The organism is Streptomyces sp. NPDC006733 (genome assembly GCF_040636125.1).
Classification (GTDB): Bacteria; Actinomycetota; Actinomycetes; order Streptomycetales; family Streptomycetaceae; genus Actinacidiphila.
The window spans coordinates 41,658-60,563 of the sequence record NZ_JBEYJD010000019.1 but is presented as its reverse complement, the minus strand read 5'-3'; the positions used below and the strand labels follow the sequence as shown (position 1 = coordinate 60,563).

At 72.8% G+C, this 18,906-nt stretch carries 14 protein-coding genes; 6 read left to right on the top strand and 8 right to left on the bottom strand.

Going from position 1 to position 18,906, the window contains the following annotated elements; all coding sequences use genetic code 11:
- Positions 1-442: 442 nt before the first annotated feature.
- Positions 443-1,969, bottom strand: coding sequence for an alpha/beta hydrolase domain-containing protein (locus ABZ721_RS18595; protein ID WP_358789694.1), 1,527 nt, complete (start codon positions 1,967-1,969; stop codon positions 443-445).
- 209 nt (positions 1,970-2,178) lie between these two features.
- Complete coding sequence (locus tag ABZ721_RS18590; RefSeq protein ID WP_358789693.1) at positions 2,179-2,772, bottom strand: MBL fold metallo-hydrolase; 594 nt, start codon at positions 2,770-2,772, stop codon at positions 2,179-2,181.
- A gap of 82 nt (positions 2,773-2,854) precedes the next feature.
- Between ABZ721_RS18590 and ABZ721_RS18585 the strand changes: the two genes are divergently transcribed.
- Entirely contained in the window at positions 2,855-3,811 is a 957-nt protein-coding gene (locus ABZ721_RS18585) for a helix-turn-helix domain-containing protein (protein ID WP_358789692.1), read from the top strand.
- A 669-nt stretch (positions 3,812-4,480) separates the two neighbouring features.
- On the opposite strand, the gene ABZ721_RS18580 is transcribed toward ABZ721_RS18585, so the two are convergent.
- Complete coding sequence (locus ABZ721_RS18580) at positions 4,481-5,401, bottom strand: EamA family transporter (protein WP_358789691.1); 921 nt, start codon at positions 5,399-5,401, stop codon at positions 4,481-4,483.
- Positions 5,402-5,480: 79 nt separating this feature from the next.
- Between ABZ721_RS18580 and ABZ721_RS18575 the strand changes: the two genes are divergently transcribed.
- Positions 5,481-6,389, top strand: coding sequence for a LysR family transcriptional regulator (locus ABZ721_RS18575; protein WP_358789690.1), 909 nt, complete (start codon positions 5,481-5,483; stop codon positions 6,387-6,389).
- Between the two features lie 124 nt (positions 6,390-6,513).
- Here the strand turns inward: ABZ721_RS18575 and ABZ721_RS18570 are convergent, their stop codons facing one another.
- Together ABZ721_RS18570 and ABZ721_RS18565 are read right to left on the bottom strand one after the other, a co-directional pair.
- Complete coding sequence (locus ABZ721_RS18570) at positions 6,514-7,401, bottom strand: GH25 family lysozyme (protein ID WP_358789689.1); 888 nt, start codon at positions 7,399-7,401, stop codon at positions 6,514-6,516.
- A gap of 740 nt (positions 7,402-8,141) precedes the next feature.
- The gene (locus tag ABZ721_RS18565; protein ID WP_358789688.1) at positions 8,142-9,248 is read right to left on the bottom strand and encodes a GNAT family N-acetyltransferase; all 1,107 of its coding nucleotides are present in this window, start codon (positions 9,246-9,248) and stop codon (positions 8,142-8,144) included.
- 969 nt (positions 9,249-10,217) lie between these two features.
- Here ABZ721_RS18565 and ABZ721_RS18560 point away from each other — a divergent pair.
- Positions 10,218-10,496: a helix-turn-helix transcriptional regulator gene (locus tag ABZ721_RS18560; RefSeq protein ID WP_358789687.1), complete on the top strand. Its 279-nt coding sequence runs from the start codon at positions 10,218-10,220 to the stop codon at positions 10,494-10,496.
- A 262-nt stretch (positions 10,497-10,758) separates the two neighbouring features.
- On the opposite strand, the gene ABZ721_RS18555 is transcribed toward ABZ721_RS18560, so the two are convergent.
- The 3 genes from ABZ721_RS18555 to ABZ721_RS18545 form a co-directional block, all read right to left on the bottom strand.
- Positions 10,759-11,202 (bottom strand): NUDIX domain-containing protein, encoded by a 444-nt coding sequence (locus tag ABZ721_RS18555; protein WP_358789686.1) that lies wholly within the window; start codon positions 11,200-11,202, stop codon positions 10,759-10,761.
- 239 nt (positions 11,203-11,441) lie between these two features.
- Positions 11,442-12,599: a S1 family peptidase gene (locus tag ABZ721_RS18550; RefSeq protein WP_358789685.1), complete on the bottom strand. Its 1,158-nt coding sequence runs from the start codon at positions 12,597-12,599 to the stop codon at positions 11,442-11,444.
- 236 nt (positions 12,600-12,835) lie between these two features.
- The gene (locus ABZ721_RS18545; RefSeq protein ID WP_358789684.1) at positions 12,836-14,479 is read right to left on the bottom strand and encodes a hypothetical protein; all 1,644 of its coding nucleotides are present in this window, start codon (positions 14,477-14,479) and stop codon (positions 12,836-12,838) included.
- A gap of 217 nt (positions 14,480-14,696) precedes the next feature.
- Between ABZ721_RS18545 and ABZ721_RS18540 the strand changes: the two genes are divergently transcribed.
- The 3 genes from ABZ721_RS18540 to ABZ721_RS18530 all read left to right on the top strand — a co-directional run bounded on the left by ABZ721_RS18540 (position 14,697) and on the right by ABZ721_RS18530 (position 18,848).
- Positions 14,697-15,215, top strand: a complete 519-nt coding sequence (locus ABZ721_RS18540; RefSeq protein WP_358789683.1) for an adenylate kinase — start codon at positions 14,697-14,699, stop codon at positions 15,213-15,215.
- Between the two features lie 247 nt (positions 15,216-15,462).
- Entirely contained in the window at positions 15,463-16,836 is a 1,374-nt protein-coding gene (locus ABZ721_RS18535) for an ATP-grasp domain-containing protein (protein ID WP_358789682.1), read from the top strand.
- Positions 16,833-18,848, top strand: a complete 2,016-nt coding sequence (locus ABZ721_RS18530) for a PEP/pyruvate-binding domain-containing protein (protein WP_358789681.1) — start codon at positions 16,833-16,835, stop codon at positions 18,846-18,848. Before ABZ721_RS18535 ends, ABZ721_RS18530 begins: the two co-directional genes overlap by 4 nt.
- Positions 18,849-18,906 lie beyond the last annotated feature (58 nt).

Sequence of the window (18,906 nt, the reverse complement as noted above, 5' to 3'; positions counted from 1 at the left end):
GAGTGCGAGGGGGTCCGGGCGCGCCTGCACCCCGTGCGGCGCGGGGATTTCGGGACGCCGACGCGTCCGGGCGCTCTCCACCTGGCGTGCGCGCCCCGGCGGGGTCGGATGCGGGTTGGGGCGGGCACAGCGGAACGCGGGGGCGGATGCCCACCGAGCCGCGGCACGCTCCCGAGCAAGCCCGCCGCCGCGGAGGGGAAGACCCGACCGGGCCTTGGCCTAGACTTTAGGTGATCTTTATCACGCCTTGGCCGCACCCGTCGTTTCGACCAGCTATGCCCGGTCTGTACGAGACGGCACCTGCCTGAGACGTGGCGCCTTGGCGGGGCCGGCGACCTCCCGCACGGACCTGCGCCCCGCACCGCCCGGCCCGCCGTCCGCCGGCCCGCGCCGCGGTGCGGGCGGGCACGGACCGGCGGACGACGAAGTCCGGGCGCAGCGGTCAGCCGCCGATGGACGACTCCTGCGCGGCGGCGACGATCGCCGTCGCGTCCTCCGGCAGCAGGTAGCCGGCACCGACGGACTTCTGCGCGGCCGCCCGCACCTTGGTCACGTAGTCGGCGTGGGTCGGGTAGAGCCGGCTGAGCGCCGGTTCGGGGGTGGACGGGAACAGCGGGTCCGAGGGGTCGCCGGCATCGTGCCGGTCCCACGCGTCGCCGTCGCCGTTCCACGGGTCGCGGGCACCGTACAGGCCGCAGAAGACGCCGCTGTCGGTGGTGTCGCGCGCACCGGTGAGCGTGCGGGTGGGCACCGTGACATCCGGCAGCCGCACGCCGCCGACGGCCAGGCCGGTGGCCGGATCGCGCAGCACGGCGCTCAGCGGTTGACCGCTCGGCGGCCGCACCCCGCCCCGTGCCCACAGCGCCAGGTGGCGCAGCGCCGCGTTCATCGCCCAGTGGCCGGGGCCGTCGTTGAAGGGGGCCGATCCGGCGGCGCAGTCCGGCGCGGGCGCGGCCGAACCGGCCGACTTCTGCACGGTCGGGTTGCCCAGGTCGAAGGCCCACTGATCGCCGTGCGCGGTGCCGGCCAGCTCCCAGTGCACGACGCTGCCGGTGTCCGGCTGCCGTGCGCTCGCCGCGCCCGGCACATCGGTCTCGGTGAGCACGACGAACGTCGGCACCGCCAGGTCGGTGCGGATCCGGGACGGGTTGGGCATCAGCAGGGTGTCGGCGAGCACGCCGCTGATCGGGGCGGCGATCGCGCTGTTGCTGTGCACCAGGAAGCCGTCGTAGACCTGGGCCACCGGCTGGACGGCGTTGACGTACGTCGTCATGAACCCCGCCGACTGCGACTCCCCGTCCGCGAGCAGCGTCCGGAGCGGGAGTCCGCCGAGCGGGTCCGCCCCGCGCGCGGTGCGCAGTGCCTGGCCCGCCTGGGAGAAGATGTCGTAGGCGAACGCGTCCCCGGGGTGGATCAGGCTGCCGTAGCGGGCCGGATCCCACCCCTTCAGGCCCTTGATCTGTCCCAGCCCGCCGTTGACCCCGACCGCCTGCGCGGACACGCCGACCCAGGCGTAGCCGGCGCGCAGCAGTTCGTCCCGCTCGAACCAGTAATCCGGGGACAGATCGAGCTGACCGCTGACGTTGAGCCACTCCACGACCACCGTCCCGTTGAACCGCGCCGGATCGGCGGGGCGGCGCACCAGCAGGCGGCTCTTGTACGCGGCGGTGCCCGAGGGGCGGACGCTCCACCGGCCGTCGGAGGTCCACAGGCCCGATTTGGCGTACGACGTAGCCGTACCTTCGATGAAGTACTCGCTTTCGGTGTAGCCGAACGAGCCGAGGTCCTCCGCCGCGGCGAGGAAGGGGAAGCCGTGGCTGCCGGCGGGCGCGACGGTGACCGTCGGACTCCCGGCCGCGGCGGCAGAGGCTGCGGCCGGGGCAGCCGGCGAGGTGACGACGAGGGCGCCGCACAGCAGCGCCCCCAACGCGGTGGCGGTGACGGACCGCCGGGTTAACCGAGCAAGCATGCGCACCAGTTGCCTCCAGGATTGCGTGTCCCAAGGGGTTGCCACCGCAGTCTCGACGGGCTGCCACGTGCTGCCATCGGCGAATTCACCAGTGCCGCAGGCGCGCTCCCCAACCACCGGAAGCGGCCCGACCGCTGAACGGTGCTCCGGCCGTGCGGCGTCGCCTCGCCGCTGGCCACCGGTGCGTCACCGCTCCCCCGCCCCGGCGTTCAGCGGGGTGTGCCGGCGTCGGCCGTGAACGGGCCGCCGTGGCCGGGCACGATCAGGTCCGCGGCTGCTATCACCCGCAGCCGGGAGGCCCGCAGGACCTCCCGGTCGGGGGCCACCGGGTCGTCCGCGGGGCCGTCCGCGTGCCACCACAGGTCGCCGGCGAAGGCGACCACGCCCGCGTCCGTGCCTGCCAGCAGGGTGATGTCCTCGGCGCTGTGGCCCGGGGTGCGGATCAGCCGCAGCGACGGCGTCAGCTCGTACCCCTCCGCGTCGCGGTTCGTCCACTGGTCGCCGCGGTACTCCACCTTGTGGTCGTGCACCCGCGCCTGCCCGAACAGGCCCACGTTCAGGGTGTTGTCGGGGTGGTGATGGCTGAGCACCACGTCGGTGATGTCCTCGGGGCCCAGCCCCAGCTGCGCGAGGGGGGCGAGGATGTCGTCGCGACTCGCCACCATGCCCGGATCGAAGATCACGTGGCGGCTGGCGTCGGCGATGTAGGAGACGGTGGCGGCGACGCCGGGGCCGGTGGAGCCGACGTAACCGGTGGTCAGGATCGTGTATACGGCGCTGCGGCCGAGCGGTGCGTCTGTCATGGCCGTCATCCTTCCGGGCCGGCGGTTCCTCAACGAGTGGCACAGCTGCCGCTGTTCGCAGGATTCGTGCCACACTGGCCGGATGCCGCCCTTCGCGACCGTCGCCGCCTACACCCCGCCCGGCGTCGGCATGCTCGCCGTCGGCATCGTCACCGAGGTCTTCGGCCCGCACGGTCCGGCCGCGCCCGGCTTCGACTTCGCCCTGTGCAGCGATCGGCCCGGGCCGGTTTCCACCGACCTCGGCGTGCCGCTGTCCATCCCGTACGGCCTGGACCGGCTCGCCGCCGCCGATCTGGTGATCGCCCTGCCGTGGGCCGACTTCCGCACACCGCCCCCGCCCGCCGTGCTCGAAGCGCTGTCCGCGGCCCACGAGCGCGGCGCCCTGGTCGCCGCCCACTGCGTCGGCTCCTTCGCACTCGCCGCCGCCGGGCTGCTCGACGGCCGGCGGGCCACCACCCACTGGCGGTTCGCCGAGCTGCTCGCCGGCCGTCATCCGAACGTCACCGTCGAGCCCGACGCCCTGTACATCGATGAGGGCCGCATCCTCACGGGCGCGGGAGCCGCTGCGGGCTTCGATCTGTGCCTGCACCTGATCAGACGGGAGCACGGCGCCGCGCGGGCCAACGCCGTCGCCCGGGACATGGTGCTGCCCTCCCACCGCGACGGCGGGCAGGCGCAGTACCTCGCCGCCCCCGCCCCGGAAGACTGCCGGGACGAGCGGCTCGCCGAGGTGCTGGCCTGGGCCCGCGCCAACCTCCACCAGCCGCTGCCCGTCGCGGACCTGGCCCGCCGGGCCGTCATGAGTAAACGCTCCTTCGCGCGCCGCTTCGCCGCCGCGACCGGCACCACCCCCCACGCCTGGCTGCGCGGCCTGCGACTGAGCAGCGCCGAGGAACTGCTGGAGACCACCGATCTGCCGGTCGAGGAGATCGCCCACCGCGTCGGCTACGGCAGCGCCGCCGTCCTGCGCGAACAGTTCGTGCGCCGCCGGGGCGTGCCGCCTCGCTCCTACCGCCGCTCCTTCACCACCACGCCGTGACCAGCCCCCGGACGGGTCAGGGCTGTGGTGCAGCGCGGTCCGCAGGCGCCGCGGGTAGTCCGGACTAGGACCCCGCCGCCTCAACCGGCGGGGGGAGGCGCGAGTCCGAGTCCGGACTCGGACCGGAGCCCCGGACGACTCGGGCAGCCCGGGCAGCGGCAGGACCCGGACCGGAGTACACGATTCCGCCCCCAACGCACTGAACCCACTGACCGATCCGGACTACCGAGCGGAGTGCTTCGACCACGAGAGGGCCACGGACGGCGCACGGGGGATGTGCCCACAGGCCTCCTGGGCGCCCTGGCGCGCAGCGACCTGAGCCGCTCCCCCGCCGGCACGGCCGGCGGGCCACCGGCCGACCGAGGTCCCGATGCGCCACGGCCCACGCCCCGGACTGCTGGGCGATACCGACCGCCACCGAGGGCCACAACGCCCTGGTGTTGGACCAAGCGGTCCGCGGGGAAGTCCTGACCCGGACCGCGAGCGACCGGATCGGAGGGACACGACTCGATACGGTCCTGATCGCGACGGGGCAGTCCGCCTGCCCGGTCGCGCGGTCGCCCCGTCGCCCGATCGTTTGCGGCGGGTCGGCCGCGGGCCGCCAGGGCCCACGCCTCCCCGGCCGCCCTGCCGTCCGCGCTGCCGCCCCCACTCACCCGCCGGCCGCGATCAACCGCGCAGGCCGGCGGGTGCGGGCAGTTGCCCTGCGACGATGGCGGCGAGCGAGAGTCCGAATCCTGCGAGCTGCAGCGGACCGAACCGCTGGTCGAGCACGACCACGCCGAGCGTGGTGGCGACCAGCGGCGAGAGCAGCAGGAGCACGGCGACCGAGGTGACGGGCAGCGTGGTGACACCGCGGAACCACAGGATGTAGGCGAGCAGCCCACCCACCAGGCCCATCCAGAGGTATCCGCAGGCGGCGGTCGCGTCGATGGTGGGAGGTGCTCCCTCGGCCAGGAACGTCACCGGCAGCAGGACGAGGCCGCCTGCGGTGAGCTGCCAGCCGGCGAAGGCGGTGGGGCCGGCTGCGCCGGGGCGTCCCCAGCGCTTGGTGAGGGTGATGCCCAGGGCCATGGAGGCCGCGCTGCCGAGCGCCGCCGCGATCCCCGCCTGGTCGAAGGCCGCGTTCGGCCCGATCACCATCAGGCCGACGCCGAGCACGCCGAGCACGCCCCAGGCCAGGCGCCAGGCGGACAGGGCCTCGCGGAGCACCGCTACCGCCAGCAGGGCGATGACGAGGGGCTGGGCCGCCGCCAGGGTGGCGGCGACGCCGCCCGGCAGGCGGGCGGCCGCGAAGTACAGCAGCGGGAAGGGCAGTCCGATGTTCAGCACGCCCAGCGCCGCGGCTTTCGCCCACCAGGCTCCGCGCGGCAGCCTCCGGCTCAGCGCCAGCGCGATCAGGCCGCCGGGCAGGGACCGCAGCAGGCCTGCGAACAGGGGGTGCCCCGCGGGGAGCAGTTCGGTGGTGACGATATAGGTCGTACCCCACGCCATGGGGGTGACCGCGGTCAGGACGGTCCGGGGCAGATGTCCGCGCGGGACACCGCTGATGGCGTCGGCGGAGGGGGTCCGGGCGGCGGGAAGGGTCATGTGCGCAGTCTCGTGCGGTGGTGATCCATGAGTCCAACACATGTTGGTCATGGGATCGATCGCGAGGGAAGATGCATCCATGGAGCTCCAGCAGATGCGCTACGTCGTCGCCGTCGCCGAGTTGAACAGCTTCACCCGGGCCGCCGAACGGTGCCTGGTCGTGCAGTCCGCCCTCAGTCACCAGATCGCCCGCCTGGAGAAGGAACTGGGCGCGCGCCTCTTCGACCGCACCAGCCGCCGGGTGCGGCTGACCCCGGCCGGGACGGCGTTCCTTCCCGCGGCCCGGCAGTGCCTGGACGCCGCCGAGCGCGCGGCCGCCGAAGTCGCCGCCGCCGTGGGAGAGATCCGCGGCCGCCTTGCCGTGGGCGCCATCTCCAGCGTCACCGCCGTCGACATCCCCCGGGCGCTGCGCGACTTCCACCAGCGCTATCCGGACGTACGCATCAGCCTGCGCGTGAGCCCGAGCGAACTGCTCGTCGAGCAGGTCCAGGACGGAGCCCTCGACGTGGCCTTCCTCGGGCTGCCGACCACTGCGCAACCCCACGGCGTCGCCGCCCGCGCCCTCGCCCGCGACCGGCTCGTGGCGGTGGTCGCCCCGGACCACCCTCTCGCCGACGAGCCGGTCGTCGACCTGCTGCGGCTCTCCCGCGAGGTGTTCGTGGACCTGCCGGCCAACACCGCCGGTCGCGTCCAGTCCGACCAGGCCTTCGCGGCCGCCGGCCTCGGCCGCGACGTCGCGTTCGAAGTGACCAACGCCGAGTTCCTGGTCCGTCTGGTCGAGCAGGGCCTGGGGATCGCCATGCTCCCCTCCGCGTACGCCGCACAGCTCACCGGCGTGCGCACCATCGAGGTCACCGACGCGCCGGCGCGCGTCGAGTACGCCATCTGGAGCCCCACCACCCACACCCCCGCAGCCGGCGCCTTCCTCACCCTCCTCGACATCCCGACCGCACGCGGGCCGGGAAGCCGCCTTGCCGCCGCGCGCTGAACGACCGGTGAGGCAAGAGCGGCGCCGATCGCCGGGGGGCGGGAGGGTGGGTGGTGCGGCGCCCGGACGGAGGTTCCCGTCCGGGCGCCGGGGTCGGGTGCGTCGGGGCCGGTTCAGGCGCCGGTCAGGGGGTGTTGTTGGCGAGGGCCAGCAGGCGGGTGCTGTCGCCGCTGAAGCGGTCGCGGTCCACCGCGCCGGAGATGCCGCTCACCGCACCGGAGTCGGTGTACTGCCAGAACGTCCAGTACGGGAAGCCGCTCGGGATGGACGGGCTGGCCGCGCTGGTCCAGTGGCCCACGAACAGCGGGCTCTTGGCCGACATGCCGCCCCAGGCGCCCGTGCACGAGTTCCACCAGCTCGGGCTGGTGTAGATGACCACGTCCCGGCCGGTCTTGGCCTTGTAGGTGTTGTAGAAGTCCAGGATCCACGTCCGCATCGCCGACGCGGTCTTTCCCGAGCAGCCGCCTTCGAGGTCCAGCATGCCGGGCAGCGTGAGATTGTCCCGCGACCAGGCGCCCCCGTTCGCGGCGAAGTAGGTGGCTTGGGCGGTGCCGCTGGACAGGTCCGGGCGGGCGAAGTGATAGGCGCCGCGGATCACCTTCGCGTTGTAGGCGTTGAGGTAGTTCGCGTTGAAGGTGGGGTCTTTGTACGTGGTCGACTCGGTGGCCTTGATGTACGCGAACTTGATGCCCGCGGACTTCACCGAGGACCAGTTGATGGCGCCCTGGTAGTGGGAGACGTCGATGCCCGGGGACTGGGTGGCCTGGATCGCCCCGACGCCCTGCGCGGACAGCCGCAGTTCGCGGGTGTCCGGCGTGAAGCTCTGGCTGTCCGGGAGGTATCCGGCGCCCATGTAGCCCGCGCCGAGGGGGATGGCGCCGTGCGTCGGCACGGGCTGCGCCGCGGCGCCGCTCGCCGACACGGCGGGTGCCAGGGCCAGGCTCAAGCTGAGCACTCCGGCGGCCAGCAGGTTGCGGCGCAGTGGGCTGGGGTGGGGGGTTGGGGAGAGCAAGGCGTTCCTCCAGGCGTGGTGGGGGTGCGGAGGTGGGGCGATCGGTACGTCCCGGTGTGTTGTCTACTCGCGTAGCTGTTGCGTCGCCGCCGACCACCTGAGGTGCGGGCAGACGGGTGGCCCGGCCGGCCGAACACGTGCGGGGGGCGACGATCCGTGCGGGGGCCGGCCGGCGTGGGCGCGCCGTCCATCTCGCCGCCGGGTGCGGGGGGCGGGAGCGGGACGTGCCTGGGCCGGGATGGGGAGGGGGCGTGTCCGCCGCGTGTTTGATGCGGACACGTCATGAGTGACTCATGAACCGGTGCACCCCGTAAAGGGGGCACCGCCACACCTCTGTGGTCTAGACCCTGCGCGAGATCCCGGAGCAGCGGCAACGGGGGTGCGCGCACCGGAATTTTCATCGATGTGAAAGTTGCCGCGGTCGCTCAGAGGGGAGCAACGGCCCCTGGTGCGGACCGGCTCACGCCTCCTTCACGCGCCCGCGCGGCACGGATGCGACGTAACCCCCAAAAGATCCCATGCCGCCCGCAGCACACCGTCGCACCTCCCCCACCAGCGAACCAACTCAGCGCCGTGTGCCTCTGCACGCGGGCGCGGCGACGGCGCGGCAGAGCCGGGAGCGACCACCGACACCCCCTGCGCCGGCGACGCGGAGCACCGCGGCCGGTACACCTCGCACCGCACCGCGCTACAACGTTGGCACAATCGCACCCGTCCGACGCAACGAAGACACCACCCCGTCAGAAGGTCTTGACGAGAGTGACCGAGCGCTCCGTGGGAGTGAAGTCGAGGCTCTGATACAGACCGAGGGCACCGGTGGGACTGTCCGCGTCGACATCGAGCACGGCACGATCCAACCCGGCCTCACGCAGCGTTCGCAGCGTGTGGGCCAACAGGGTGCGGGCCAACCCCTGGCCGCGGGCCTCCCGCCGGACGCCGACCATGGTGAGGTAGCCGAACGGGCCGCCCCGCAGCGGCCACTCGTCCGGCGCCACGTCGACGAAGACGAAGCCGACGACCCGCTCCGCACCGGACACGTCAGCAGCACCGGGAGCGCCAGGGGCGCCGGCGGTTCCGGACGCGCCGGAGGTGACGGCCAGCACCGACAGATCCGGACGGAAGGCCGCCAACCGGTCGCCGGCAGCCCAGTCCGCGGCCGTGACCGGCTGGCTGCCCCAGTGGTCCCGGAAGGCCTCATTGGTCGCGGCCCGGGCCCGCTCCTGCCATTGCGGCCCATAGCGCACCAGCCGCACTCCCGGGGCCGTCGGCAGTGCGGCGATGGGGGCCTTCAGATCGCGCTCTAGCTCCCACCACCAGCGGGCCCGTTCGTAGCCGTGCTGCTCCAACAGCCGGATCGCCGAGGTGGCGCGCTCCTGCGCGCCCGAGGCGAGCCACCCGGGCAGCGTGGTCTCGCAGGTGGCGAGGTACCGCAGCCCGCACGCCTCCTGCCACGCCAGCAACGCGGTGCCGATGCCTTCGCGCCGGCGGTCCGGGGCCACCGTGCCGTCGAGGTCGACGCAGACGACCGTCTCCTGAGTGGCCGGCGGCGCGGCCGAGCCGTAGGCGACGGCGCGCCCGGAGGCATCCAGGGCGATCACCGCGTCCCGCTCCGGCCGGAAGGACTCGCTCCGGAACTCCTCCTCCAACGCGTCCCTCGTCACCAGTGAGTGCGGATGATCGATCGCGCCGGCATCCCGCTTCAGCGCGAGAATCAGGCCGATGTCGGCGGCGGTGACCGGGCGCCAGGTCAGTCCCTCCCCGGCGCTGGGCAATGCCAGGGCCGGCGGAGCGCTCACCCGGTCGCGCAAGGGGGGCCGTTCGGGGCCGGTGTCCGCTGTCCCGCTCACGGGGATCCTCTCTGACTGCCGACCGCGCCCACCCGCACTGTGCGACCACAACCTGGGCCACAGTCGGTTTGACGGCATTTGCGCCTGACTGCTCCGACCTTAAGCGCCCCGCGCGGCCTGCCGCCAACAGGTATCGCGGCCCGCGCGTCGGCCCGGAAGCCGCCCACCGGTCGACAGCAGTCCACGGCGATCCCGCGCTCGCCCCACGAGGGGCTGCTTCCTGACGACCGAACCGCGAACGGTGAGCGCAGCGACCCGGCCGGGGAAGGTGGAGCGGACCAGCAGGCGCTGCGCTGGACGATGCGGACCGGCCGCCACGGCGCCGCTCCACCCGGCCGGTGAGCCGTGGGACCCCCGGCGGCACGGCGACGATCAGGTGGGGATGCCGCACGCGAGGCGACAGCCGCAGAGGTGTTCTTGGCGCCGACCGAAGGCCTCCGGCCCCGCGCGCACATCGCAGCGCGCATGGCGGTGTGTGCGTCAGGTGCTCATTGGCAGAAGGCTCGTCGACCAGCCGTCTTGGGACCGCGTTCAGCACCCTGTAGGTGCTCCGTAGCACGGCGATCAGACCTCCGGGCCGTCCTGGTGGTGCCTGCGCGGTGCCGGGGGCACTCGCAGGGCGTCCAGGGGAAGCCCGCGTCAAGCGGGCGGCTGTCCCGGGCCGGACGGATCCGATGTGTGCGCAGCTGACGCCGTTGCCCGTCGGAGGTCAACGGCGTAGATCGTGAGGGTCATGCCGGGGTGGGGTGGGAGCGACGGGTGTTCAGCGGGCGTCGGGGCACCTCCGCACGCCCGATGCGGGCGCCGGAGGACGGGGGTTACCGTGCGGCATGTCGGCCTGCTCCCGTCCGGTCGGCCACGCCCCCGGGCCGTGTCCGCGGCCGCCGGGGGTCCGTGCACCCACCGTGGCCGGGTGAACAGGGCGCAAGCCATGCCAGGGCCCTATAGCGGCGCCCTGCAGTCGAGTTCATGAGGGAGCAGTCGGCGGACCTGTGGTCCCGCCCTCGGCTGATGGCCGCCGTCATCAGCCGTGACTGGGGAGCGGTCCTCCGCACGTACCGGCAGCTCACCGGCATCAGCCCGACCCGGCTGGGAGAACTGGTCGGCCTCGCCCAGCCCGACGTGTCGGAGATCGAGCGCGGCCGTCGCCAGGGGACCTCCAGCGAGGTCAGCCAGCACATCTCGGCCGGCCTCGGGGTGCCCCCGCACGGCCGGCACCTGATCGACGCCCTCCGCGCGCACGACTGACTCACCGCCCAGGAGGGTAGGAGTTGCGGGCGGCGCGAGAAGCCCCCGCACGCCCACAGGCCTGCAACAAGACGCACCACAGGGGGTTCCCGTCTAGAGGGCAGGCCGGCAGGAAGCACGAACGGGAAGCGGATGGGCACCCCGATCGGAACCGACCGCAAGCCAGCCCCAAACGGACCCGTCTGGGCGGCACGGCGGCGGGCTGTCCCCGTCCGTTCGACGTCCTGCGCTCGCGGAGCGTGCTCGCGTCCTTGGCTCCGCGCTAGACCCAGCCGTGTTCCGTCAGACTGCCGCCGCCCTTCAGGTAGCCCATCAGGCCCTCCTTGGGGTATTCGATGACGTCCTCGGGCAGGTCGTGGACGCTGAACCATTCCAGGCGGAGGCACTTCGTCGGCTCCCGGTTGACGGGATCCCCGCTCCATTCGGTCGCGAGAAAGAAGAACCCGATCCGCTCCCCCGCGTCGTCCTGCCGGTGGTGCACGACGTGGACCAGGTGCAGATGCTGCGGGTCGACGCGGATACCGGTTTCCTCCAGCAGCTCGCGGGTGGCTCCGGCGCTCAAGGATTCGCCGCGGTCGAGTTTGCCCGACGGCGTGTGCCAGCGACCGTAGCCGTAGGGGGCGCCGCGCTGGGAGAGGAGGATCCTGTCCCCGTCGCGGAGGAGGACGTGGACGTCGATGACGGGGTGTGCCGGTTCCGGGTTCATGTTCCCTGCGCGGTGGCGAGAGTCGGTGAGGGGCACGACGTTACCGAGGGGACGGGCAGCGCGTCGGCGAACGGGGACCCGGCCCCCGATGGGGCGACACAGGGGGCTCCTGCGGAGGCGCCGGGGCTCGCTCCCGCCGACCGGGCGCACCTCGGCGGGCGGCACCGGCCGGATCCCGCCCCGGCGCGGGGGCCGGGGCGGGATCCGGGTGCTGGCGGGGCCCCGTGAGGGGGCGCGGGTCAGGCGGTGTGCAGGGTCAGGTGGTAGGTGGACAGGATGGGGTTGACCGGTTGGAACCAGGTCTCGCCGCCGGAGCCGCAGTTGCCCCAGCCGCCGGAGGTCACGCCCTGGGCCTGGTCGCCGGTGACGAAGGAGCCGCCGGAGTCGCCCGGTTCGGCGCACACGTTGGTCCGGGTCAGGTTGTAGACGCTGCCCTGGCTGTAGTTGACGGTCTGGTTCTTGCCGAGGATCGTGCCGCAGTGCCAGTGGGTGGTGGAACCGGAGCGGCACACCGAGGCGCCGACGGGGGCCTCGGCCGAGCCCCGTACCAGGACGTCGGAGGTGGCGCCCCAGCCGAGCACGACCGGTACGGTCCACCAGCCGCTGCCGACGTTGACCCAGGAGTAGTCGTTCCCCGGGAAGGTGCCGGCCTGGAAGTTGCCGATGTAGGAGTTGTCCCAGCCGTACACGGCCGACCCCGCCTGGGCGCAGTGGCCGGCGCTGATGAAGCCTCCGTAGACCGAGAAGCCGATGGAGCAGCGGATGCCGTGGCTGTAGTACGGGTCGCCGCCGACCGTGCCCGCCGACAACGTTGTCGGCGCTGGCGTGGCCGTCCGGTGGACCGTGACGACGCCTGCGGTGTCACCGCGTTGCGCCGTGGTGAGGAAGGTGCGGACGGCGGGGTCGGCGGCGGCGTCGGCGCGGACGTCGATCACCACGCTGTTGGTGCGGGGGTCGACGCGCCAGGCACTGACCCCGGCGGGGGCCGTGTGCTGCTTGGCCTGGGCATCGATCCGGGCCTTGGCCGTGTCGAGGGTCCGGCTGGTGTGCGCCACGAGGGTGGTGCGCGCTCCGGTGCGCTCGACCGCCGGCGTGGCGGCTGCGGTGGTGACGGCGACGACCAGCTTTCCGTCGGCCGCGTCGAACCAGGATCCGCCGAACGATGCTCCGGCGGCCTGCTCCGCCGTCGGTGCGATCCGGGTGGCGTCCGCTTCCAGGCGCAGCCGCTGGACGGCGGCGGACTTCGTCAGGCCCAGGTCGTGGGCCATCGCCGTGACGACGGCGTCCGGGGCTGCGGGGGCGGCGCTCGCGGCGGTGGCCGCGACCGGTCCGGCGCCGGTGATGACGGCTCCGAGCAGGGCCGTGATGCCGACCATGGCGGCGGTTCTGAGTCTCATGAACTTCCCTCTTCTGTGGGGGTGGGGGTCATTCAGTGAGAGCGCTCTCATGTGACGTCCGGGACATCGTAGAAGGCGGGAGATGGGCATGTCCATACCAATGCCGCGTGATCGTCGCGGGCGGAACCGGCCCTTCCGTCCGCTCGCGCCCCGCCCGCGACGGAAGGACAGCAGCTCCCGGGCCCGCGCGACGGGCGCGGGCCCGGGAGCTGCTGGGGGCGGGGGTCGGCGCCGGGTTACGGGGCGTCCAACTGCGCCTTGCTGTGGGCGTAGAGCACGCGCTCGCACACCAGGCGCAGACACAGCGCCGATCCGCCGCTCTCGGTGGACTCGGCGTTCACGGCCGGGCCGTAGTGCTCGGAGACCGACCACAGGCGCTGGGCGCCGCGTTCGTAGTACAGGTCCTCGGCGCCGGTGGCGGTCTTGATCGCGCTGCCGTCGGCAACCAGCAGGCCGTTGCTCCACCGGTAGCGCAACAGGTTGCCCGGGTCGTTGTGACCGGCGCTCTGGTTGACGTACAGCTTGGTGTCCAGCGCCAGCGCGCCCTGGGCGCCGCCGTTCGCCATGGGCAGGTAGTTGGCCCAGCCCTGGGCTGCCACCTCACCGGAGCGCCTCTCCAGCTCCTTGACGGGGAAGGAGGCGATCCGGCCGGGCGATGCCAGGTCGCCCGCCGGACGGCAGTACTCACCCATGATCAGCCGGTCCGGCTCCGGGACGCGGTCGAGCGAGAGGTAGGACGCCTTCGGGGCGCCCGTGCCGACGCACTGGAACGACCCGGTGGGGTTGGACTGCTTGGCCTTGAACTTCCAGGCCGCGACCTGCGGCATCACATAGCGGTAGCCGAAGCTGTACCAGACGTTGTTCTGACGGCCGACCTTGGTCTTGTCCTCGACGTCGGACGTGGTCTTCACCCCGTCGGTGTCCGCGCCCATCGCGTCACCGGCCTTGCCGTCCCCGTTGGGGTCCAGGTCCATGATCTTCTCCATGTCGAAGATCCGGATGCCGTTGCGGGTGTCGGCGACGTACAGGTAGTGGCCGTACCAGACCATGCCGCCCGCGTGCAGGCCGTTCTGCATGTCCCGGTTCGGGTCCGGGACGGTCGATCCCTCGTCGGAGTGCACTCCGTCGAAGGAGATGTGGTCGGCGTTGTTCAGGTACGCCCAGCCCAGCAGCACATGGCGGTACTTCACCGTGCCGTCGGCGCGACGCTGCACGAAGGAGATCCGCACGCCCTTCTGGTTGCAGGCGTCATTCGCCTCCAACTCGTCGGGGTTGCAGTCGCCGACGTCGTTGCCGTTGCTGTCGCGGCCCGGGTCCCAGTTGTCATAGGACGCATAGAGCTGGATGTTCGCGTCGTTGCCGACGCCGTACCGCTCGTCGGCCGCGGCGTCCGAGACGCCGGTCATGGCCTGGGGGATCCACTCGCGCGAGTTCGAGTCGTCCTTGTCCAGGCACCACTTGAGGGCCGGGGCGGGCGCCGTGCCGAACGGGTCGCGGGTGCACGAGGTGGTGTTGATGGTGCGGTTGGCTTCGGCGAGGAGCTTCGAGACACCCGATGTGGGCAGCACGCCGTCGAGAAGGGCCACCCGATCGGCGGTCGCCCCGTTCATCTCGCCGGCTTGCAGGGTGAAGTCCAGGGGGTCGGCTTTGCCGCCGGGGCTGACCGCAGCGCCGGCGACCCGGGGTGCCGCGTCGCTCACGGCGGCCTGCGGATCCTGCTGCCCCGATGGGGACAGCGGCGCCGGCGTCTGCTCGGCGCGGGCCGGGGCCGCCAGGCCGGTCAGCGCCAGCGTGAGCACGGTGGTGGCGGTCAGCCAGGCCCGGCGGGCGCGGACTCGGGACGGGCGCGGGGAGAGGTGCGGGGACGGGCGTCGGGTCATACGGGAAGCCTCCGTTGTTGCTGCTGGTGCTCTTGGTGCTGCTGCGACAACTGAATCGCGCAAGACTTTCAGGGCGCCCGCACCGAAGGCAAGGGTGATCCGGGGATCACCCCGCAGCGGCCCGGCGCCATCTGCCGCGTCGCGCACGACACGCCCCCGCACCCCGCTCCGGAGCCGCCACCCACCGGACTCCCCGCGCCGGGATACGGTGCACCCCGTGGAGCGGATCCTGGTCGTGGGTGCCACCGGTGCGGGCAAGTCGACGCTGGCCCGTGCTCTCGGCGGCCGGCTGGGCCTGGCGTACCGGGAGATGGACGCACTGCACTACATCGGCCCCGGCTGGGCCACGAACGACCGGCTGACCGAGGACGTGTCCGGGCTGACGTCCGGATCCCACTGGGTCTTCGACTCCCTCGGGACGCCCGAGGTCCGCGACCTGCTGTGGCGGCGGGCCGACACCGTGATCTGGCTGGACTATCCCCGACGCATCGTCATGGCCCGTGTCCTGCGCCGCTCCCTGCGCCGGACCGTCACGCGCGAGGCGCTGTTCGGCGGCAACCGGGAGACCTGGCGCGGGTGGTTGCGGCGGGACCACCCGGCCTGGTGGGCCTGGTCCCAGCACGCGTCGCGGCGGCGCGAGATCGGGCGGCGGAGCCGCGATACGCGCTTCGCCCCGCTCGACACGCTCCGCTTTGCTCACCCCGACGAGACCGCGGCCTGGTTGGCGTCCCTCTGACCGCACCGGTCCGCGCGCCCCTTTACGGCCATCGCCGCCCGCTCTGGCGGATTCCCGCTGCTCGGCGGCTCCACGCTTGCTGGTTGTTTGGCGTACGCCAAGGCGAATGACCGTACGAGCGAGCACTGATCGCGTTCTGTCATGTTTTGGTTACTGACAACCCGTTCAAACAGCGTCATGCCGGACAGACGGCCGGGTGAACCCCCAGCGGGGGGCGCCCAGTTCCCCGCCCGACATCAGGAGTCCCGTGAACCCGATCTTGTTCATCTACGCCAAGGGCGGTCCGCCGCTGGAGTACGCACTTCCGAAGATCGCCGCGCACGGCGAGGTGCATGTCCTGGCCCTCGCGCCGCTGCCCCGGTCCACCGAGGCGACGTGGAGGCCGTGGTGTGCCTCGGTCACGTCCGCCCGGCCGCAGGAGGGTACGGAATTAGTGGGCCTGATCTGCGCGCACGCCGCGCGGGTCGAGGCCGCGGCCGTGCTGACCTTGTCGGAGTACGCGGTGGTGGCCGTCGCGCACGCGTGCCTGCGGCTCGGGCTGGCCGGCGCGGGCGAGCAGGTGGTGGCGGCCCGCGACAAGCGGCTGATGCGGCAGGTCTGGCGCGACGCGGGGGTGCCCGTTCCGGGCTTCGCCGAGATCCACGCGGCACAGGACATCGCCCGCGCCTTCGAGACGCTGACACCGCCGCTGCTGCTCAAGGCGGCATGGAGCGCGGGCTCCACCGCGCACCTGACGGTCCGCACCGAGCAGGAGGCGGAACGCGGCTGGAAGACCGGACGCTCCGTCATGGAGGCCTCGTCCGGGCAGGGTTACGCGGAGCTGCACCGCGCGGACGAGGGCGTGAGTGACTTCCTCCTCGAAGAGATCGTCACGGGGGACGCCACCGACTGGTTCGACGGCCCCGACTGGGGGGACTACGTCAGCGTGGAGGGCATCGTCGCCGACGGCGTCTACCACCCGCTGTGCATCACCGGGCGGATGCCGACCATCCCGCCGTTCACGGAACGCGCCAGCATCACCCCGGCCGCGCTGCCCGAAGCACTGCAACGGCGCATCGAGGACGTGTCCCGGACCGCCGTCGACGCGCTCGGACTCGGCACCTGCGCCACCCACACCGAGATCAAGCTCGGTGCGGGCGGCGCGATGTGGCTGATCGAGACCGCGGCCCGGTTCGGCGGTGTGATGACCACCTGCCAGGCGGAGGCCGTCTTCGGCCTGGACATGATCGGCATGCTGGTGCGCCAGTTGCTCGGTGCGCGAGTCGCGTACCCCGCCCGGATGCTCACCGAGGGCGCGGGCGCCGCGGGCTCGCTGGTCGTGCTCGCCGCCGACAGCGCCGGTCGGCCGTGGCCGCACCTGCCGCGCTGGGACTTCGCCGCCGTGGACTGGTCCTCCCTGCTCAGCGAAGGGTCCCGCATCACCCTCGTGGACGAGCTCAGCCTGCCGGCCGGCACGGTCATGCCCGCCTACGAGGAAGCCGGAGGCGCCAACGCCATGGCCGCCGTGTGCTTCGTCACCGCCGCTTCCGGCCCGGTCCTGCTCGCCGACTGCGGGCGCATCGTCGCGTCCCTCCCCCACGAACTCGCCGCCGCCCGTCCGACCTCGCGGAGCGCCTCATGACGCACGCCGCCACCTCCCCGGCCCGCGCCGACGCCCCGGCCCCCGCCCACCGGGGCGCGGTGGTGGGCAGTGTGCTGACCCTGCCGCTGTTCGAGCAATTGTGCGGGGTCCTGGGCGGGCACCCGTACGTCAAGGTCGTCGTGGACCGCCAACAGGACGTCTGGCACATCCTGGACAGCGCCGTGCACTCCTTCCACGTCAACTACATCGCCACCGAGATCCAAGGGCTGACCTTGGAGGAACTCGACGCCGAGCTCGACAGCTTCAACCGCAGCGTCTACCAGGACCCGGAGCGCCGGTTCCTGCTCGGTGTGCTGTCCCTGCACGTCGGCGGCCCCGAGGAGCAGTCCCAGCCGTTCCTGGTGCTGGAGACGACCGAGGCCGACACCATGGGCGCGGCGCTGCTGACCGAGTTCTACACCTTCGTCCGCGAGCAGCTCGACAGCGCGCTGGCCCTGCTGGTCAAGCCGGCCAACCACGGCCAGGCGAACGCGCTGACCGCCGTGCCCGAGAACGTGCTGCCGCGAACCCAGGGCCACGAGCTGTTCGCCGCGGCCCCCTTCGTCCCGCTGACGGTCGGCGCGGCCGTCGGACGGCTGCGCGCGTTCGCCTCCACCGAGGCGTACCAGGCCGCCCGCCCGGGACTGACGTGGTACGACATCGTTGCCATGCCGGTGGTTCCCGACGACATCCCCCGGCTCGCCGGGCTGCTCAACGGCTCGCCCACCACCCCGCTGTCGCACACCAACATGCTGGCGGCCGGGTGGGGCATCCCCAACGCCATCGTGCGCGGGGTCCTGGAGCGCATCGCCGCCGAGGACCTCGACGGCGCCTGGGTCCGCTACAGCGTGTCGGCCGAGACCGCCGTCCTGGAGCGCGCCGAGCAGCCGGCCGACCTGCACGAGCCGACGTGGCACACCCAGCGCATCCGGCTCGACGCCCCGCAGGTCGCCGACGTGCCCATCGTGCCGCTGAGCGCCCTGCGCTCCCCCGACCGGCGCAGCTACGGCACCAAGGCCGCCAACCTCGGCGAACTGCACCATGTGCTGCGCCACGGGTCCGCCCGGCTGACCGGCTACTACGCCATACCCCGCCCGCCGCGGCCCGATCTGCTCGGCCACCTGGCGGGCCGCCTGCACACCTCCGAGGACGCCGATCTGGCCGAGGCCGCCGGTGCATTCCTGGCCCGGCGGGTCAGCGCCCCGGAGGGCATCGCCGTGCCCTTCGCCGTCCAGCAGCGCTTCTTGGACTCCTCCCCCGCGGTGCAGCAGAGCATCGGCAAGCTGAAGATGGCCCTGGAGCTGGACGCCATGGACGCGGTGGACACCGCCTGCGTCCAGTTGCAGCACCTGATCCGCACGCTGCCGGTGCCCGAGGACCTGGTCGGGGCGCTGGACACGCAGCTGGTCCGGCACCTGGCCGGAACCAGCCGCTTCGCGGTGCGATCCTCCTCCAACGCCGAGGACCTGCCCGGCTTCTCGGCCGCGGGCATCTACGAGTCCCACACCCAGGTCACCGATCTGCCCGGGCTGCTGGACGCCATCCGCCACGTGTGGGCGTCGCTGCTGTCCCCGCGCAGCGTGCGACTGCGCCACCAGGCGGGCATCTCCCTGGACGACACGTACATGGGGGTCATCGTCCAGCGCTACGAGGCGTCCCCGCTCGGGGGTGTGATGGTCACCTGCAATCCGACCAACCGGGCCGACTTCCGCAACGTCTACCTCAACTGCGCGCACGGCTCGACCTCCGACGTCGTCGACGGCACGACGCTGCCGCTGCAGTACCTGTACAACACGGTGGAGGGCGGCGGACGGACGCTCTCGCTGGGCGCCGCCGGCGAGGACCTGGACCCGCGCACCCAGGACCACCTGGGCGAACTCGCGCTGGCCGGCCGCCTGCTGCAGTCCCACTTCGCGACGGACTACACCTTCGCGGTGCCGCTCGACATCGAATGGCTCCTCGCCCCCGGGGGCCGGCTCCACATCCTGCAGTTGCGGCCCTACAGCGCCTGACGCCGGCCGGCGGGCCCCACCACCGCAGCCTTCCGGCGTGGTGGGGCCCGTCCCCGGC

What these genes read in the sequence shown, in the direction of transcription:
- ABZ721_RS18595 (WP_358789694.1), bottom strand. Translation starts at nt 1,969, where the DNA reads ATGCTTGCTCGGTTAACCCGGCGGTCCGTCACCGCCACCGCGTTGGGG.
- ABZ721_RS18580 (WP_358789691.1), bottom strand. Translation starts at nt 5,401, where the DNA reads ATGACCCTTCCCGCCGCCCGGACCCCCTCCGCCGACGCCATCAGCGGT.
- ABZ721_RS18545 (WP_358789684.1), bottom strand. Translation starts at nt 14,479, where the DNA reads ATGACCCGACGCCCGTCCCCGCACCTCTCCCCGCGCCCGTCCCGAGTC.
- ABZ721_RS18555 (WP_358789686.1), bottom strand. Translation starts at nt 11,202, where the DNA reads ATGAACCCGGAACCGGCACACCCCGTCATCGACGTCCACGTCCTCCTC.
- ABZ721_RS18560 (WP_358789687.1), top strand. Translation starts at nt 10,218, where the DNA reads ATGAGGGAGCAGTCGGCGGACCTGTGGTCCCGCCCTCGGCTGATGGCC.
- ABZ721_RS18550 (WP_358789685.1), bottom strand. Translation starts at nt 12,599, where the DNA reads ATGAGACTCAGAACCGCCGCCATGGTCGGCATCACGGCCCTGCTCGGA.
- ABZ721_RS18575 (WP_358789690.1), top strand. Translation starts at nt 5,481, where the DNA reads ATGGAGCTCCAGCAGATGCGCTACGTCGTCGCCGTCGCCGAGTTGAAC.
- ABZ721_RS18585 (WP_358789692.1), top strand. Translation starts at nt 2,855, where the DNA reads ATGCCGCCCTTCGCGACCGTCGCCGCCTACACCCCGCCCGGCGTCGGC.
- ABZ721_RS18530 (WP_358789681.1), top strand. Translation starts at nt 16,833, where the DNA reads ATGACGCACGCCGCCACCTCCCCGGCCCGCGCCGACGCCCCGGCCCCC.
- ABZ721_RS18590 (WP_358789693.1), bottom strand. Translation starts at nt 2,772, where the DNA reads ATGACAGACGCACCGCTCGGCCGCAGCGCCGTATACACGATCCTGACC.